Origin of the sequence: Pseudomonas sp. PDM02 (assembly GCF_014852285.1) — a bacterium.
Taxonomy (GTDB): domain Bacteria; phylum Pseudomonadota; class Gammaproteobacteria; order Pseudomonadales; family Pseudomonadaceae; genus Aquipseudomonas; species Aquipseudomonas migulae.
Genome location: NZ_JACVBL010000003.1, coordinates 332,366 through 350,323 on the forward strand (window position 1 = coordinate 332,366; position 17,958 = coordinate 350,323).

Consider the following 17,958-nt stretch of genomic DNA (forward strand, 5'->3'; position numbering starts at 1 on the left):
AACAGATCATTAAAACAACTAAGGATTGAAACATCCTTCATATAAAGCGGAACACTTCTGTAGGACCTTTCTACTAAAAACGCGATGAACGGCAGTAGTCTGAACACGGGCTTAATAGCTGTCAGAAAAACGATTCGCCGACTGGTTTTTCATGTTCCTTTCACAAAAACGCGCCTAACCTCTTATGAATACGGTGAGCCGCAAGGGGCTCCCAACCTGCCGGTCCAGGCAGGAAAAGTCAATGAAAGCGGATTGTCAGCATGATGAGTCAACTCATTGATGCAGCTTTAGATTATTCGGCTACGCTGAAATTGGATCCAATAACTATCTAGAGCCACACCACTAAGCCAACAGCCTTGAGGTGCCCATGAGTCAGGCTTTTCTCCCCTTCTCCCGCCCCAGTATCGGCGATGAAGAAATGGCTGCCGTAGAGCAAGTATTGCGCTCCGGCTGGATCACTACCGGACCGAAAAACCAGCAACTGGAAGAACACTTCGCCAACTACGTGGGCTGCCGTCATGCCGTGGCACTTTCCTCGGCGACCGGCGCCATGCACGTCACATTACTGGCCTTGGGCATTGGTCCCGGCGATGAAGTGATCACCCCGTCCCAGACCTGGGTCTCCACCGCCAACATGATCTGCCTGCTGGGCGCGACACCGGTGTTCGTCGACGTTGACCGCGACACGCTGATGAGCAACATGGAGCACATTGAAGCGGCCATCACCCCGCGCACCCGGGCAATCATTCCGGTGCATTATGCCGGCGCCGCGTTCGATCTCGACCCGCTCTATGCGTTGGCCGACAAACACGGCATCCCCGTTATTGAAGACGCCGCCCACGCCGCCGGAACCCTCTACAGAAATCGTCACGTCGGCGCGAAAGGCACGGCGATCTTCTCGTTCCACGCGATCAAGAACATGACCTGCGCCGAGGGCGCGATGTTCGTCACGGATGATGAAGCGCTGGCCAGTCGAGTGCGCATGCTCAAGTTTCACGGCCTCGGCGTCGATGCCTACGACCGCCTGACCCACGGCCGCAAACCCCAGGCCCAAGTGATCGAGCCGGGGTTCAAATACAACCTGGCCGACACCAATGCCGCCATTGCTTTGGTGCAACTGGAGCGCTTGGACCAGATCAACGCCAAGCGCACCGAACTGGCCAAGACTTACCTGCAACGGCTGGAAGGCTCACCGGTGCAACCACTGGCGATTCCGGCCTACCCGCAGCAGCACGCCTGGCACCTGTTCATCCTGCGCATCGATACCGAACGCTGCGGGCTGGACCGTGAGGCGTTCATGAAAGCCCTGCAGGAACAAAACATCGGCACCGGCATTCACTTCATCGCCACTCACCTGCACACCTACTACCGCCGGCGATTCCCCAACATCTACCTGCCCAACACCGAATGGAACTCGGCGCGCCTGTGTTCGATCCCGTTGTTCCCCGACATGACCCACGACGACGTCGACCGTGTGGTCAGCGCCATCGAAAACACTGTGGACAGACGCCTGTGAAACCTTATCCGATCCGTTGTGTGTCAATTGTCATCCCGGTCTACAACGAACAGGACAGCCTGCCCGAACTGCTCAGGCGCACCGAGGCGGCGTGCCAGCAATTGCACCATGACTATGAAATCGTATTGGTCGACGACGGCAGCCGCGACCACTCGGCGCAGATACTTGAAGAAGCCGCCAGTCGCGAGTGCAGCCCGGTGGTGGCGGTCATTCTCAACCGCAATTACGGCCAGCACGCGGCAATCATGGCCGGTTTCGAGCAGTGCAAGGGCGATGTCGTCATCACCCTCGATGCCGATCTGCAAAACCCGCCCGAAGAAATTCCACGGTTGGTGGCTCAGGCCGAACTCGGCTATGACGTGGTCGCCACGGTGCGCAACAACCGCCAGGACTCGGCCCTGCGCCGTTGGCCGTCGAAGCTGATCAACCTCGCCGTGCAGCGCTCCACGGGCGTCGCCATGAGCGACTACGGCTGCATGCTCCGGGCTTACCGCCGGACCATTGTCGACGCCATGCTCGCCTGCCGTGAACGCAGCACGTTCATTCCGATCCTGGCCAACAGCTTTGCCCGGCACACCACGGAAATCCTGGTGACCCACGCCGAGCGCGAACACGGCGAATCGAAGTACAGCCCCATGCGCCTGATCAATCTGATGTTCGACCTGATCACGTGCATGACCACCACGCCGCTGCGGTTGCTGAGCATTGTCGGCTTCGCCATGGCCGGACTGGGCGTGGCATTCGCCATGGCGCTGATCGTCCTGCGACTGGTGTTCGGCGCCAGTTGGGCCGGTGACGGTACGTTCGTGCTGTTCGCCGTGCTGTTCGTGTTCACCGGCGGCCAGTTCATCGGCATGGGTCTTTTGGGCGAGTACCTCGGGCGCATGTACAGCGACGTTCGCGCCCGTCCGCGGTTCTTCATCGAAAAAGTCCTGCGCGGCCAGCCGGCCACCCCGGCGCCTGTGGTCACCGTCGACGGCCTCACTTCCACCTCTTCAGATCAGGTTCTCTCATGAGCGCAAAAGCTGTTGTCTTCGCCTATCACGATATTGGCTGTGCCGGCCTCGAAACCCTGCTCGCCAGCGGTTACGAGATTGCCGCCGTGTTCACCCATGCCGATGATCCGCAGGAAAACGCCTTCTACGGCTCGGTTGCGCAACTGTGCGCCCGTCAGGGGATCCCGGTGCACGCGCCGGAAGACGTCAATCATCCGCTGTGGATCGAACGCATCGCCAAGCTCAACCCCGATTACCTGTTCTCGTTTTATTACCGCCACCTGCTCAGCGAGCCGTTGCTGGCCACGGCCACTAAGGGCGCGTTCAACCTGCACGGTTCGTTGCTGCCGCGCTATCGCGGTCGTGCGCCGGCCAACTGGGTGCTGGTCAATGGCGAAAGCGAAACCGGCGTGACCCTGCACCGCATGGTCAAACGGGCCGATGCCGGCGCGATTCTCGCCCAGAAAAAAGTCGCGATAGAGCGCAGCGACACGGCGCTGAGCCTGCACGGCAAGTTGCGCGTGGCCGCCACCGACCTGCTGCGCGACACGCTGCCAGCGTTGCTCGCCGGGAAAGTCAGCGAGACCCCGCAGGACGAATCGGAAGCCACGGTGTTTGGTCGCCGCACGCCTGCCGACGGCAAGTTGATGTGGCAAAAACCGGCCGAAGAACTGTTCAATCTGGTACGCGCCGTGACCCAGCCTTATCCCGGCGCGTTCTGCGCGGTGGGTGAGCACAAACTGATTGTGTGGAGCGCCGAAGTCGCCCAGGGCAACGAAGGTCAGGCACCGGGCCGGGTCATCAGCGTCGATCCGCTGCGCATTGCCTGCGGCGAAGACTCGCTGGTGATCACTGCCGGTCAACGCAACGACAACGGTTTGTACCTGAGCGGCTCGCAACTGGCCAACGAACTGGGGCTGGTCGACGGTTCGGTGCTGCGCGGTGCCGAATCAGGGCGCGCGCCACGTCGCACCCGCGTGCTGATCCTCGGCGTCAACGGCTTCATCGGCAATCACCTGTCAGAGCGTCTGCTGCGTGACGACCGCTACGAGGTCTACGGCCTGGATATCGGCTCGGACGCCATCGAACGCCTGCGCAGCCATCCGCATTTCCACTTCGTCGAAGGCGACATCAGCATCCACTCCGAGTGGATCGAGTACCACATCAAGAAGTGCGACGTGGTCCTGCCGCTGGTGGCGATCGCCACGCCGATCGAGTACACCCGCAACCCGCTGCGCGTGTTCGAACTGGACTTCGAAGAAAACCTGAAACTGGTGCGCTACTGCGTCAAATACAACAAGCGCGTGATCTTCCCGTCGACCTCGGAAGTCTACGGCATGTGCCAGGACGCCAAGTTCGACGAAGACACGTCCAACCTCGTGGTCGGGCCGATCAACAAGCAACGCTGGATCTACTCGATCTCCAAGCAATTGCTCGATCGGGTGATCTGGGCCTACGGCCAGAAAGGCCTGAACTTCACCCTGTTCCGCCCCTTCAACTGGATGGGCCCGCGCCTCGATCGACTGGACTCGGCACGCATCGGCAGCTCCCGGGCGATCACGCAACTGATCCTCAACCTGGTGGAAGGCACGCCGATTCGCCTGTTCGATGGTGGTGAGCAAAAACGCTGCTTCACCGACATTGCAGACGGCGTCGAAGCGTTGGCGCGGATCATCGATAACGACAACGATGCCTGCAACGGCCAGATCATCAACATCGGCAACCCGGACAACGAAGCCAGCATCCGTCAGTTGGGCGAAGAGCTGCTGCGCCAGTTCGAAGCCCACCCGCTGCGCGACAACTTCCCGCCGTTCGCCGGCTTCCGCGACGTTGAAAGCAAGGCGTTCTACGGCACCGGTTACCAGGACGTGTCCCACCGCAAACCGAGCATCGACAACGCCAAGCGTCTTTTGGACTGGGCGCCGACCGTGCAGATGAGCGAAACCATCGGCAACACCCTGGATTTCTTCTTGCGTGAAGCGATGCTCGAAATCGCGGACAAGCGCTGATGCAGGCAGGCCTCCGGATTGATGTCGACACCTACCGGGGTACTCGGGAAGGAGTGCCCCGGCTGCTGGAGATGCTCGATGAAGCCCAGGTCAAAGCGACTTTTTTCTTCAGCGTCGGGCCGGACAACATGGGGCGCCACTTGTGGCGCCTGATCCGTCCGCAGTTCCTGTGGAAGATGCTGCGCTCCAACGCCGCCGGGCTGTACGGCTGGGACATCCTGCTGGCCGGCACCGCATGGCCGGGCAAACCCATTGGCCGCGACCTCGGGCACTTGATGCGCCAGGCCCGGGATGCAGGTCATGAAGTCGGCCTGCATGCCTGGGATCACCACGGCTGGCAGGCCAATGCCGGGCGCTGGAGCGACGCGCAGTTGATCGAGCAGATCCGCCAGGGCGTGGACACGCTCGGCGACATCCTCGGGCAAAAAATCGAATGTTCGGCAGCCGCCGGTTGGCGCGCGGACGAGCGCGTGATCGAGGCCAAGCAGGCTTTCGGCTTTCGCTACAACAGCGATTGCCGTGGCCACAGTCTGTTCCGCCCGATATTGGCCGAGGGTGATCTGGGCGCGCCGCAGATTCCGGTGGACCTGCCGACCTTCGATGAAGTGGTTGGCCCAACGCTCGCGGCCAAGGACTTCAACGGGTTCATTCTCGATCGATTCTCCCCGGAAAAACTCAACGTCTATACGATCCACGCCGAAGTAGAAGGGATTCTGATGGCCAACGATTTTCGTCAACTGCTGGCCGCTGCGCGCCAGCGAGGTATCCGTTTTCAACCCTTGGGCGAATGGCTGCCCAAGGCGCCAGGCACCTTGCCGACCGGTCGCGTACTGCGCGGCACGCTCGACGGCCGTGAAGGCTGGCTGGGAGTGCAAGGTGCATGAGTAAACGCTGGGTACTGCCGCTGCTGCTGGGACTTTTCCTGCTGGGCTACCTGCTGCCAATGGGCACCCACGGTCTGTGGATTCCCGATGAAACCCGTTACGCGCAGATCAGCCAGGACATGCTCTTGAGCGGCAATTGGATCTCGCCGCATTTCATGAGCCTGCGCTATTTCGAAAAACCGGTGGCCGGGTACTGGATGATCGCCCTTGGCCAGGCACTGTTTGGCGACAATCTGTTCGGGGTGCGGATTGCTTCGGCCATCAGTACCGGGCTCAGTGTGATGCTGTGTTACTTGATCGCTCGCCGGCTGTGGAACGAGCCACGCAAAAGCTTTGCCTGCGCGTTGCTGTACATGAGTTTCACCGTGGTCGCCGGGCAAGCCGGCTACGCCAATCTCGATCCGCAGTTCACTTTCTGGGTCAACCTGAGCCTGGTCGCCTTGTGGTTTGCGTTGGATAGCGCCACCCACGCCCGACGCCTGATTGCCTGGGCAACACTGGGCCTGGCCTGTGGCATGGGCTTCCTGACCAAGGGCTTTCTCGCCTGGCTGCTGCCGGTGCTGATCGCCCTGCCCTGGATGCTCTGGCAAAAACGCTGGCGTGAACTGTTGATCTACGGCCCGCTGGCAATTGCCGTGGCCATCGCCGTGAGCCTGCCCTGGGCCTTGGCGGTGCACGCGCAGGAGCCCGATTACTGGCGGTTTTTCTTCTGGCACGAGCACATCCGCCGGTTCGCCAGTGAGGACGCGCAGCATGACGCGCCGTGGTGGTTTTATCTGCCGTTGCTGGTGGCGTTCAGTCTGCCGTGGGTGGTGCTGCTGCCGTCTGCACTTCGTCAGGCATGGCAAACCCGCAGGCAGGCAAACATCGCTTTCCTGCTGTTGTGGTTGCTGATGCCGCTGCTGTTTTTCAGCCTGAGCAACGGCAAGTTGCCCACCTACATCATGCCGTGCCTGCTGCCACTGGCCTTGCTGCTGGGGCATGCGCTGGCGGATCGCTTGCGGCTGGAGCAAGGCCGGGTACTGGGCCTCAATGGTTTGCTCAATCTCATGCTGGGCCTGACCACCCTCTTCACGCTGGTGTACCTGCAACTGAAAAAACCGCTGTACGACCACGAGTTGCACAACCTGGTGCTGGTGTTCATCGGCCTGATCGGCTGGATCATGGCCAACCTGCTGCAAGCGTTCCGGCCCTTGCAATGCTGGGCGGCGCCGGCCTTCGGCAGCCTGCTGCTGGTCGGGGTCTTGCCGGCGGCCATACCCGAATCGGTGGTGGCGAACAAAATGCCCGACCAGTTTGTCCTTGAGCATGCCCGGGAGCTCGGCGAGACCGCCAGTTTGTTGAGCAACGATCTGGGCGCCGCTTCGGCCCTGGCCTGGCGCCTGAAACGCCCGGACGTGGCGTTGTACAACACGATAGGCGAACTGAAATATGGCCTCGCTTATCCTGACGGCGCGTCGCAACGCGTCGACCCTGATCGCGTGCAACAGTGGATGCACGACGCCCGTCAGCGTGGCTCGGTAGGCGTGCTGATGCGGGTCAAGGGTGAAGACGAGCTGCGTGAAATCGACCGCTTGCCCAAGGATGGCAAACGCTATGAACAAGGCAACCTTGTGATTTTGATATTCCCTCAGGGTGCGACATGAGCCTGTTGCTGGTATTGGCGGCCTGCCTGCTGACCTGCCTGGGTCAGATCGCCCAGAAATACGCCGTGGAGAACTGGCGCGGCAAGACGTCGGGCTGGGGCGAAAAACTGCGCTCGCCATGGCTGTGGCTGGCCCTCGCCGCGCTGGGCGCGGGTTTGCTGGTGTGGCTGCTGGTGTTGCAGCGACTTGAAGTCGGCGTCGCCTATCCGATGTTGAGCCTGAATTTTGTGCTGATCACCCTGATCGCTCGCTTTGTCTTCCACGAAACCATCGACCGCCGCCACTGGTTGGGCGTAGCGCTGGTGATCGGCGGCGTGATTTTGCTGGGGTTGAACGCATGAGCCTGCGCCGGGGCATCGCCTTCGCCCTGGGCAGCGTGCTGCTCGGCAGTGCCGCGCAGTTGGGCATGCGCTGGAGCATGACGCGCCTGCCGTCACCGGAGCACTTGCTGACCGCCAGCCTCGACCCGAGCGCCGTCGCCGTGGTGCTGGCCGCCATCCTCGCTTACGCCCTGTCGATGCTCAGCTGGCTCGTGGCCCTGCGCGATGTGCCGCTGGGCCGGGCTTACTCGCTGCTGAGCATCAGCTACGCGCTGGTGTACCTGCTGGCCGCCGTCCTGCCAGTGTTCAACGAAGACTTCAGCCTTTCCAAAAGCCTCGGGGTGGCCCTGGTCATTCTGGGCGTCATCACCATCAACGCTCGACCTGCTCACGCGTCCACACTCAGGAGTGACCTATGAAAATCAGTGTATTTGGTAGCGGTTACGTCGGCCTGGTGCAGGCCGCTGTCCTGGCTGAAGTCGGCCACGACGTGGTTTGCATGGACATCGACGAGAAAAAAGTCGAGTTGCTGCAGCAAGGCCACGTGAGCATTTTCGAGCCGGGGCTGGCCAGCCTGGTGCGCGAAAGCCTGGAGGCCAAGCGGTTGCAGTTCACCACTGATGAAAAATTCGCGGTGCAACACGGTCAGGTGTTGTTCATTGCGGTGGGCACGCCGTCCCGGGACGATGGTTCCGCGGATTTGCGCTACGTGCTGTCGGTGGGTGAAGCGGTGGCCCGCCACCGCGAGCAGCCGGTGATTCTGGTGGAGAAATCCACCGTCCCCGTGGGCACCGGCGATACCTTGCGCACGCACATCGACAAGTGCCTGATCAAGGTCGGCCGGTTACTGCAGTTCGATATCGTCTCCAATCCGGAGTTCTTGAAAGAAGGTTCGGCTGTCGCCGATTGTCGGCGCCCGGACCGTATCATCATCGGTTGCGAAAACGATGACGTGCGCGATGTCATGCGCGACCTCTACGCACCGTTCAACCGCAACCATGACCGGATCATGTTCATGGACCTGCGCAGCGCCGAGCTGACCAAGTACGCCGCCAACTGCATGCTGGCGACCAAGATCAGCTTCATCAACCAGATCGCCGAACTGGCCGAACACCTCGGTGCCGACATCGAATCTGTGCGGCTGGGCATCGGCGCCGATTCGCGCATCGGCTACCACTTCATCTACCCCGGCTGCGGTTATGGCGGTTCGTGTTTCCCCAAAGACATGCGCGCCTTGATCCACAGCGCCGAGGAAGCGCATTGCTCCAGCGACCTGCTGCAAGCGGTGGAAGCCATCAACCAGCGGCAGAAACACAAACTGTTCGAGCGCATCAACGCATTCTACAAAGGCGATTTGCGCGGCAAGACGTTTGCTGTGTGGGGCCTGGCGTTCAAGCCCAACACCGACGACATGCGCGACGCGCCGAGTCGGGTACTTCTGGAATCGCTGTGGGCCGCCGGTGCCAGCGTGCGGGCGTTCGACCCGGAGGCGATGCAGGAAACCCAGCATTTGTATCCCGACGAAGCGAAGCTGATGCTCATGGGCACCCCGGAATCGGTGCTGGCCGGCGCCGATGCGTTGATCATCTGCACCGAATGGCAGCAGTTCAAGGCGCCGGATTTCAATCTGATCCAGCAACGATTGAAAGCGCCGGTGATATTCGATGGACGCAATCTGTATGACGCAGACCGGTTGGCGCGCAGCGGGTTTATGTACTTTCCGATGGGGCGAGGCGACTCGCGCAAGTTACCGATTCCGCATCAACAATGGCCAGTGGCTTCAGTTGTTGCGTGATTGACAGAGGCCTACTCAAAACACTGTAGGAGCCGGCTTGCCGGCGATGAGGACCTTGGACTTTGTGGTGATCTTTTGATTGCTATCGCTGGCAAGCCAGCTCCTACAGTTTGATGGTGTCAGTAAAGTTTGATTAACAAACAGGCACCTTCAAATCAACGCCCAACGCTTGGGCAAACGCCTTCACCAACGGACTGCGCACGGTGTTGTGACGCAGGATCAGATTGAACGGCGTGCTGATGTGAATGAGGTCCGGCCGCACCGCGCGAAACTGCCCTTGGGCGACCATTGACGCGGCGTAATGCTGCGGTAGAAAACCCACGAAACGCCCGGTCTTGATCAGCAGCGCCACGGCTTCCACCTGGGTCGCCGAGGCGGAAAAACTGTCGTACCGGGCAAAATTCAGTTTGTCGCGATGGATCGCGTAGCGGTGGTTGATGCACTCGTAATCCTTGAGTACGTTGCTGCCGATTTCTGCGTCCGGCACCGAGAACAACGGGTGGCCGATCGCGCAGTAAACCTGCGAGCGTTCTTCATACAGCGTGTAATAGTCGAACTCTTCGCGTTTCTGATAAACCGGCACGATACCGGCCACCAGGCGCCCCTCTACGACCCCTCTTTCAATCTCATCCAGTTGTGACGCCTGAAGTTGAAACCTTACTTTCGGCGACTCTTCATTTATCCTTCTAAGCGCTGCAACTAACGGCGAATTAAGATCGGAAATAGTGTTATCAATAACGCCCACGCCCAAGTCGCCAATAAGTTCGTTCTGCGCCGAACTAAGCCGGTCGCGAAAGTTGTCGACCGAGGCAAATAAATCAATCGACGCCTGATACACCAGCCGGCCTTCTTCGGTCAGATGAAAGCCCTCGCGACCTCGGGTGCACAAGCGCATACCGATACGAATTTCAAGGTCGGAGATCTGTTTGCTGATGGCCGCCAGCCCCACATTCAGCTCGTTCTGCGCCGCACTGAAACCACCGGCCTCGACCACGGCCTTGAACACTTTGAGCAGTTTGAAATCCAGCCCGCTGAGGGCCAGTGGCGCCCGATGCGCCGTTTTTGGCGCCGGGTTTCCGGAATTGGAAAGTGGGGTTTCCATAATGCTTATTTACCTCTGGCGCGCTATTCAACAACCTGTGCCCAACAACAAAAACATAGCTGGCCAATAATAATGAACACAGAAAACCAGGCTTGGCAACCGCTAATAATCCCCGTACTTCAGTGCCAACTCACTGATTTCGAACTACTAAAAGCTGACACTTCGATCAGCTCTCGCAACGCTGCAACTGCCCTCTTGAAAACTGCTTAGGCCGAACCACGCCCGAATTATTTCCGGCGGGTCTTCCCGGCTCTGCGCATCAATTTCAGTTCGCTTTACCGACGAGGAAAACAACAATGTCTCAAACCACCGACCGTCTCTGGGGTGCCCGCTTCAAAAGCGGCCCATCCGAAGCCCTGGCGGCCCTGTCCCGTTGCCCCGAGCGCTACTTTCGCCTGACCCCGTATGACCTCGCCGGTTCCAAGGCCCATGCCCGAGAACTGCAGCGCGCCGGGCTGTTGAGCGAGCAGGAAACCCACACCATGCTGGCCGCGCTGGAAGGTATCGGCGCTGACTTCAAAGCCGGCAGCATCGCGCCAACGCTGGATGACGAAGACGTCCACACCTTCATCGAACGCCTGCTGACCGAGCGCCTCGGCCCATTGGGCGGCAAGCTGCGCGCCGGCCGTTCGCGCAACGACCAGACCGCCAACGACCTGCGTCTGTTCCTGCGTGATCACGTCCGCACCCTGGCCGTCGAAGTGCTGGCCTTGCAGCAAGCGCTGGTCGATCAGGCCGAACAGCACATCGAAAGCATCTGCCCCGGTTTCACTCACCTGCAACAGGCGCAACCGATCGTCTTTGCTCACCACTTGCTCGCTCATGCCCAATCGATGCTACGTGACGTGCAACGGCTGGTGGACTGGGACATCCGCACCTCGCTGTCGCCACTCGGCGCCGCCGCCATGGCCGGCTCCGCCATCGCGCGCCTGCCGCAACAGTCGGCCAAGGAAATGGGTTACAGCGGCGTCTGCGAAAACTCCATCGACGCCGTGGCCAGCCGCGATCACGTCGCCGAGTTCCTGTTTATCGCCAGCATGCTCGGGATCAACATTTCGCGCCTGGCGGAAGAATTCTGCCTGTGGTCCTCGCGGCAATTTCGCTGGGTTGCACTGGACGATGCCTACGCCACCGGCAGCTCGATCATGCCGCAGAAGAAAAACCCGGACATTGCCGAGCTGGCCCGGGGCAAGGCGGGTCGCCTGATCGGCAACCTCACCGGCCTGCTCTCCACCCTGAAATCCCTGCCGCTGTCGTATAACCGCGACTTGAGCGAAGACAAGAACGGCGTGCTCGACAGCGTCGACACCTTGCTGCTGGTGCTGCCCGCCATGGCCGGGATGGTCGCGACCATGAAGGTCAACGTTGAAGAGCTGCGCCGTCAGGCACCGCTCGGGTTCACCCTCGCGACCGAAGTGGCCGACTGGCTGGCAGTGCGCGGCGTGCCGTTCAAGGAAGCCCATGAAATCACCGGCGCGCTGGTTCAGGCCTGTGAGAAACACGACATCGAGTTGTGGGAAGCCTCGCCAGCGCTGTTGGCCGAGATCGATTCGCGCCTGACCCCGGAAGTACGCGACAGCCTGACGCTGGAAGCCGCCATCGCCGCCCGTAGCGGTTGGGGTGGTACGGCGCCGCAGCAGGTGCGCGAGCAGATCGGCCGGTTGAAGACCGCCCTCGCCGCGCAACACGAATGGACCGAGAACTATCAGGGCTTCCGCCTCTGATAGACAACGCAGATCCCTTGTAGGAGCGAGCGGTGCGGCGATCCGACTTGCCCGCGAAGAGGCCATGTCAGTCAGCATCAGTGGTGAATGACACACCGCTTTCGCGAGCAAGCTTCGCTCCTACAGGGAATTGTGTTTGACCTGTAATACCAGTGTTCGGAGAAACAACATGAGCCAGACTCAGGCAGAACGACTCCAGGCGGAGCGCAAACTGGCGGAAAACCAGTTCGATATCACCCAGTACGATCACGTGCCACGGCGTTACTACGGGCGGATCTTTTTCGCCACGGTCATCGTCATCGCGATCATCGGCCTGGTGCGGGCCTTCGCCGAAGGCAAGATCGAGTGGTCGTACATCGGCCAGTTCCTCACGTCCCAGGCGATCATGTGGGGCTTGCTCAATACCATCGTCATGGCCGTGCTGGCGATGGGGCTGGGCATTGTGTTCGGGGTGATCACGGCGATCATGCGCATGTCGGCCAACCCGATCCTGCGCTACGTGGCAGTGACCTACACCTGGCTGTTCCGCGGCACGCCGCTGATCCTTCAACTGCTGTTGTGGTTCAACCTGGCGCTGATCTTCCCCACCATCGGCATCCCTGGCGTGTTCGAAATGGACACCGTGAGCCTGATGACGCCGTTCGTGGCCGCCCTCCTCGGCTTGAGCATCAACCAGGGCGCCTACACCGCTGAAGTGGTGCGCGCCGGTCTGCTGTCGGTGGACACCGGGCAGTACGAAGCCGCCAAGTCGATCGGCATGCCACGCCTGCAAGCGCTGCGCCGGATCATCCTGCCGCAGGCCATGCGGATCATCATTCCACCGGTCGGCAACGAGTTTATCGGTATGGTGAAAATGACCTCGCTGGCGAGCGTCATCCAGTACTCGGAGCTGCTCTACAACGCTCAGAACATCTACTACGCCAACGCCCGGGTGATGGAGCTGCTGATCGTCGCGGGTATCTGGTACCTGGCCACGGTCACCGTGCTGTCCTTTGGTCAAAGCCGTCTGGAGCGTCGTTTCGCTCGCGGCGCCGGCAAGCGTTCTTGAGGAGTCGAACATGAGAAGCATCGTCAAGGCCGTGAGCCTGAACAAGTATTACGACCATTTCCACGCCCTCAAGGACATCAACATCGAAGTCGAGCAAGGCGAAGTGCTGTGCATCATCGGCCCGTCCGGCTCCGGCAAAAGCACCTTGCTGCGTTGCGTCAACCAGCTGGAAAAGATCGACAAGGGCGGCCTGTGGGTCGATGGCGAGCTGGTGGGTTACCGCATCGTCGGCAACAAACTGCACGAACTCAACGAGTCGCAGATCGCCCGTCAACGCCTGGCCACCGGCATGGTGTTCCAGCGTTTCAACCTGTTTCCGCACATGACTGTGCTGCAAAACATCATCGAAGGGCCGTGCCAGGTGCTCAAGCGTTCGCCCAAGGAGGCGCACGAAGAAGCCTTGGAACTGCTCGCCCGCGTCGGCCTGGCCGACAAGCGCAACAGCTACCCGATCGAGCTTTCGGGTGGTCAGCAACAACGTGTCGCCATTGCTCGCGCATTGGCCATGCGGCCCAAGCTGATGCTGTTCGATGAACCCACTTCGGCACTCGACCCGGAACTGGTCGGTGAGGTGCTGTCGGTGATGCGCGATCTCGCGCAATCCGGCATGACCATGATCGTCGTCACCCATGAACTGGGCTTCGCTCGCGAAGTATCCAACCGCATGGTGTTCATGGACGGCGGGCAGATCGTGGAGGCAGGAAGCCCCGAAGAAATACTAATAAGTCCGCAAAACCCGCGCACCCAAAGCTTCATTTCTGCCGTTCGAACCTAAGCGCCGGCTGGCGTAACAACACACATAAGAGAACGACCATGAAGAACATCGTAATCCCAGCAGTACTCGCAGGCCTGATGGCATCCAGCGTCAGCTTCGCCGCCGAATTGCCGGCCAGCATCAAGGAAAAAGGCGAGATCGTCGTCGCGATCATGCCGAACTACCCGCCGATGGATTTCAAGGACCCGGCCACCAATACCCTCACCGGTGTGGACGTTGATCTGGGCAACGCCCTGGCCGAACGTCTGGGCGTGAAGATCAAATGGCAGGAAACCGGCTTCGAGCAAATGATCAACGCCCTGACCACCGACCGCGTCGACATGGTGCTGTCGGGCATGACCGACACCAAAGAGCGTCAGGCCAGCGTGACCTTCGTCGACTACTTCACCAGCGGTCCGCAGTTCTACACCCTGCAGAAGAACAAGGACTTCAACGAAATCACCGACCTGTGCGGCAAGAAAGTCGGCACCAGCCGCCGGACCACGTTCCCGGCGGAAATCGCTGAATACAGCAAGGCCAACTGCGAAGCCGCCGGCAAACCGGCCATCGTGGTGATCGGCACCGAAGGCTCGGCGGATGCCCGTGCGCAACTGCGTCAGAGCCGTATCGATGCCGCGATGCAAGGCAGCGAGACCTTGTCGTACCTGAAGACTCAGGAAAAGGACATGTACAAAACGGTCGGCCAGCCGATTTCCGTGCAGTTCTCCGGCATGGGCCTGAGCAACAAAAAGCCTGAGCTGAGCGAAGCGGTGAAGGTTGCGTTGCAGAGCATGATCGATGACGGCAGCTATCAGACCATCCTGAAAAAATGGGACCTGGAGCTGGGCGCAATCAAGACGGCAACCATCAACGCCGGCAAGTAATGCTTGCCCTGTAGGAGCGAAGCTTGCTCGCGAATGCGGTATGTCATTCAACATCTCTACTGACTGACACACCGCATTCGCGAGCAAGCTTCGCTCCTACAGGGGTTGTGTTTACCTATAGATGAGCGGAGCGCTACTGATGTCCTCCTCACCCCAACCCACCTGGCCCGACCAGCACAAGGCCTGCCTTGCCCTGGCCTTCGACCTCGACGGCCCCACCGGCGATGCGATGCTCAACGGCTCGATCTGGCACAAGCCCGAGTACTTCGGTTTTGGTGGTTACGGCCCTTACCGGGCGCTGCCACGGATTCTCGACCTGCTCGACGAATTCCGCATCCCGACCACGTTTTTCGTTCCGGCCTGGGTCGTGGAGAACTGGCCGAAACAGTGCCAGGCGATTGTCGAGCGCGGGCATGAAGTGGCGTATCACGGCTACAAACACGAATCCTTTTACGCCCTGACGCTGGACCAGCAAAAGGACGTGATGAAGAAATCCCGCGAGGTGTTCTGGAAACACCTGAACATCCGCGCCGAAGGTTTCCGCACGCCGTCCGGCGACTGGCGCGCCGAGACCCCGGCGATGCTGGTGGAAGCCGGCGTGACCTACTCCAGCAGCATGCGCGGCGACGACCGGCCGTACCTGGTGAACGTGCCGGGGTTCGACACGCCACTGGTGGAAATCCCCGGTCGCTGGGAAATGGACGACTACGCCTCCCTCGCCTACACCCGCGCGCCGGACTTTCCTTCGGGACTGGACCGCACGGCCAGCTACGAGCTGACTCTGGACAACTGGTGCCGCGAGTACGACGGCGCCATGAATGAGGGGTTGTGCCTGACCACCCTGTTCCACCCCAAGATCACCGGCAAACCGGGACGCATCCTGTTGCTGGAAAAACTGTTCGAACACATGCGTCAGCGCGACGACGTGTGGTTTGCCACTTGCCGCGACGTCGCCCAGTGGTGGCTGAAGGAGCATCACCATGGTTGATTCCATCGTCTGGCCCGACGGCTATCGCTGCGCGGTGGTGCTGACCGTCGATTACAACGACATTCACGGGATTCTCACCCAGGCGCCGGAAGTTGCCGGGCGCGACAAGACACTGTCTGTATGGCGTTACGGCAGCCAGCGCGGCGTCGAGCGTCTGCTGGGTTTGTTCAAGGAACTGGGGGTTCGCAGCAGCTGGTTTGTCCCCGGCATCGTCGCCGAAGAAAACCCCGAACACCTTCAGGCGATCCAGGCCGGTGGGCATGAAATTGCCTGCGCCGGGTATCGCCATCAAAACTACGACACCCTCGATCTGGTGCAGCAGAGCGCCGAAATTGCCGCCGGCTGCGAGGCTCTGCAAGCATTGACCGGCCAGCGCCCGACGGGGTTTCGCATCCCCGCCGGCAATGGCGCGCCGGGGTTCATCGAGGCGCTGAGGGATCAAGGCATTCGTTGGTCATCCTCGTGGCGTGGCGATGATTTGCCGTTCGCACATCCCACGGCGCCGCAGGTGATTGAACTGCCCTTGCACTACGAACTGGAAGACGAACCCTACTTCGCGTTCAACCTGAGCCCGGCGGTGCCGCCGGCGCAATCACGGATCGCCTCTTACAGCCACACCCTGGGCAACCTGCAAATGGACTTTGCAGGGTTTCACCGCTTCGGGCTGTGTTACGTGCTGCGTTTGCACCCGGAAATCATTGCCACGCCGGGACGGATCGGCGTGTTGCGCGAATTGCTGCAGGGCATTCAGCAACACAACGACGTGTGGATCGCCACCGGAGCCGAAGTCGCTCAGTGGTGGGCCGATTCCGCGGCGCCTGTGACCGAGGATCACCCGGCGTCGGTGTACGAACGGCATTATCGGGACTACCTCCTATGACCGAGCGTTTGCAACGACTGGCGCAGTTTTGCGTCGACACACGATTTGAAGACTTGCCCCCGGTACTGGTTGCACAAGCCAAACGGCACATTCTCGACACCTTTGGCGCGACGCTGGCCGGGGCTGACAGCGATGTGGCGAAACAGGCGCGCCTGGTGTTCTCGGGTGAAACCGGCGGCACGCTGGTCTGGGGCGCGGACCTGCGGGTCGGCTCCGCTCAGGCTGCGATGCTCAATGGCGTCGCCGCGCATGCGCTGGAATTGGACGACACCGGTGGCTGTGACCATTCCGGCGCGGTGGTGCTGCCGGCGGTGATGGCCGCTGTTTCGATGTCCACGCGGCCTGTCAGTGGTCGCGAGTTCATCACGGCGGTGGTCATCGGTTACGAAGTCGGCCGCCGCGTGCTCGAAGCCTGTGGCGGTTATTCGGCGCACAACGGCGCCGGCTGGCATTCCACCGCCACCTGCGGCGTGTTTGGCGCGGCGGCGGCAAGTGCACGCATCCTGGATTTGAACGCCGGACAAATGCTCTCGGCACTGGGCATTGCCGGCAGTTTCAGCGGCGGCTTGTGGGCCTTCATCCACGACGGTTCGCAGAGTAAAAAACTGCACAGCGGGCGCGCCGCCGAAGGTGGATTGTTGGCGGCACGGTTTGCGCAGCAAGGCATCACCGGGCCGTCGAAGCTGTTCGATGATGTCTGGGGCGGTTTCCTGAAAACCCTGGCCGGGGCGTCTTCACAACCAGAAGCACTGGATGCCGACCTGGGCGTCGTGTGGAAGCTCGCCCGCTGTTCGATCAAGCCGTACGCCTCGTGCCGTGGCACGCATTCGGCCATCGACGCGTTGGGGTTGTTGCTGGATCAACTGCAGGTGGATGTCGATCAGGTTGAAGACCTTGAGGTTTCGCTGTGCGGGTTTCTGCAGGACATGTGCGGCGCTCAGGAAGTGAGCAGCCTCGCAGCGGCGCAGATGAGCTTGCCGTACGCCCTCGCCGCACGCCTGGTTCATGGGCATTGCCGGCTGGAGGCGTACGACGACGAGCAACGGCGTGTTCCGCAGATTGCGCTGTGGATGTCGCGCATTCGTCTTGTAGTGGACCCGCAACTGTCAGAGGATGGCGAGCCCGTGGTGAGCGTGCGGACGGTGGATGGTCGGCAGGCGAGCCTGTGCGTCGACCCGCCACTGGGTGCGCCGGGTAATCCGTTGAGTGATGACGCGTTGGAACGGAAGTTTTTCAGTCTGGCGGTGCGGGTGATGCCGAGGTTGCAGGCAGCGGAATTGGTCGGGCAGTTGTGGCGGTTGGAAGCATTGGAATCGGTTGCTGCGCTGGATCGGTGGTTGAGTTGAATTTTGCGTTGCCTGTGCGGGCCTCTTCGCGGGCAAGCCTCGCTCCTACAGGGGCAGCGCAACCGTG

General features: G+C 60.9%; 16 protein-coding genes. 15 read left to right on the forward strand and 1 reads right to left on the reverse strand.

Features of this window, described 5'->3' with window-relative positions:
* Nucleotides 1-367 precede the first annotated feature (367 nt).
* The 8 genes from arnB to IB245_RS07890 are packed head-to-tail and all read left to right on the forward strand — an operon-like array spanning nt 368 to nt 9,165.
* Nucleotides 368-1,516: a UDP-4-amino-4-deoxy-L-arabinose aminotransferase gene (gene arnB, locus IB245_RS07855; RefSeq protein ID WP_192227219.1), complete on the forward strand. Its 1,149-nt coding sequence runs from the start codon at nt 368-370 to the stop codon at nt 1,514-1,516.
* The gene (arnC, locus tag IB245_RS07860; RefSeq protein WP_192227220.1) at nt 1,513-2,532 is read left to right on the forward strand and encodes an undecaprenyl-phosphate 4-deoxy-4-formamido-L-arabinose transferase; all 1,020 of its coding nucleotides are present in this window, start codon (nt 1,513-1,515) and stop codon (nt 2,530-2,532) included. Before arnB ends, arnC begins: the two co-directional genes overlap by 4 nt.
* The gene (arnA, locus tag IB245_RS07865) at nt 2,529-4,520 is read left to right on the forward strand and encodes a bifunctional UDP-4-amino-4-deoxy-L-arabinose formyltransferase/UDP-glucuronic acid oxidase ArnA (RefSeq protein WP_192227221.1); all 1,992 of its coding nucleotides are present in this window, start codon (nt 2,529-2,531) and stop codon (nt 4,518-4,520) included. Before arnC ends, arnA begins: the two co-directional genes overlap by 4 nt.
* Nucleotides 4,520-5,404 (forward strand): 4-deoxy-4-formamido-L-arabinose-phosphoundecaprenol deformylase, encoded by an 885-nt coding sequence (arnD, locus tag IB245_RS07870; RefSeq protein WP_192227222.1) that lies wholly within the window; start codon nt 4,520-4,522, stop codon nt 5,402-5,404. Before arnA ends, arnD begins: the two co-directional genes overlap by 1 nt.
* A complete protein-coding gene (gene arnT / locus IB245_RS07875) occupies nt 5,401-7,050 on the forward strand; it encodes a lipid IV(A) 4-amino-4-deoxy-L-arabinosyltransferase (protein ID WP_192227223.1) in 1,650 nt (549 codons plus the stop codon). Before arnD ends, arnT begins: the two co-directional genes overlap by 4 nt.
* Entirely contained in the window at nt 7,047-7,391 is a 345-nt protein-coding gene (gene arnE, locus IB245_RS07880) for a 4-amino-4-deoxy-L-arabinose-phosphoundecaprenol flippase subunit ArnE (protein WP_192227224.1), read from the forward strand. Before arnT ends, arnE begins: the two co-directional genes overlap by 4 nt.
* Nucleotides 7,388-7,789: a 4-amino-4-deoxy-L-arabinose-phosphoundecaprenol flippase subunit ArnF gene (gene arnF / locus IB245_RS07885; protein ID WP_008026471.1), complete on the forward strand. Its 402-nt coding sequence runs from the start codon at nt 7,388-7,390 to the stop codon at nt 7,787-7,789. The genes arnE and arnF overlap by 4 nt, the downstream gene beginning before the upstream one ends.
* Nucleotides 7,786-9,165, forward strand: a complete 1,380-nt coding sequence (locus IB245_RS07890; RefSeq protein WP_008038398.1) for a UDP-glucose dehydrogenase family protein — start codon at nt 7,786-7,788, stop codon at nt 9,163-9,165. The genes arnF and IB245_RS07890 overlap by 4 nt, the downstream gene beginning before the upstream one ends.
* Nucleotides 9,166-9,298: 133 nt before the next feature.
* On the opposite strand, the gene IB245_RS07895 is transcribed toward IB245_RS07890, so the two are convergent.
* Nucleotides 9,299-10,267: a LysR family transcriptional regulator gene (locus IB245_RS07895; protein WP_192227225.1), complete on the reverse strand. Its 969-nt coding sequence runs from the start codon at nt 10,265-10,267 to the stop codon at nt 9,299-9,301.
* Nucleotides 10,268-10,563: 296 nt separating this feature from the next.
* Here IB245_RS07895 and argH point away from each other — a divergent pair, with 296 nt between their 5' ends.
* The 7 genes from argH (at nt 10,564) to IB245_RS07930 (ending at nt 17,891) form a co-directional block, all read left to right on the forward strand.
* Nucleotides 10,564-11,991, forward strand: a complete 1,428-nt coding sequence (gene argH / locus IB245_RS07900; protein WP_192227226.1) for an argininosuccinate lyase — start codon at nt 10,564-10,566, stop codon at nt 11,989-11,991.
* A 169-nt stretch (nt 11,992-12,160) separates the two neighbouring features.
* Nucleotides 12,161-13,039, forward strand: a complete 879-nt coding sequence (locus tag IB245_RS07905; protein ID WP_008026479.1) for an amino acid ABC transporter permease — start codon at nt 12,161-12,163, stop codon at nt 13,037-13,039.
* A gap of 10 nt (nt 13,040-13,049) precedes the next feature.
* Nucleotides 13,050-13,814 carry an amino acid ABC transporter ATP-binding protein gene (locus IB245_RS07910; RefSeq protein WP_008026481.1) on the forward strand — a complete coding sequence of 255 codons (765 nt, stop codon included), beginning with the start codon at nt 13,050-13,052 and terminating at the stop codon, nt 13,812-13,814.
* Nucleotides 13,815-13,852: 38 nt separating this feature from the next.
* Nucleotides 13,853-14,677, forward strand: a complete 825-nt coding sequence (locus IB245_RS07915; protein ID WP_008026483.1) for an ABC transporter substrate-binding protein — start codon at nt 13,853-13,855, stop codon at nt 14,675-14,677.
* A 139-nt stretch (nt 14,678-14,816) separates the two neighbouring features.
* A complete protein-coding gene (locus IB245_RS07920) occupies nt 14,817-15,665 on the forward strand; it encodes a polysaccharide deacetylase family protein (protein WP_192227227.1) in 849 nt (282 codons plus the stop codon).
* Nucleotides 15,658-16,545, forward strand: coding sequence for a polysaccharide deacetylase family protein (locus tag IB245_RS07925; RefSeq protein WP_192227228.1), 888 nt, complete (start codon nt 15,658-15,660; stop codon nt 16,543-16,545). The genes IB245_RS07920 and IB245_RS07925 overlap by 8 nt, the downstream gene beginning before the upstream one ends.
* Nucleotides 16,542-17,891: an MmgE/PrpD family protein gene (locus IB245_RS07930; RefSeq protein WP_192227229.1), complete on the forward strand. Its 1,350-nt coding sequence runs from the start codon at nt 16,542-16,544 to the stop codon at nt 17,889-17,891. Before IB245_RS07925 ends, IB245_RS07930 begins: the two co-directional genes overlap by 4 nt.
* Nucleotides 17,892-17,958 lie beyond the last annotated feature (67 nt).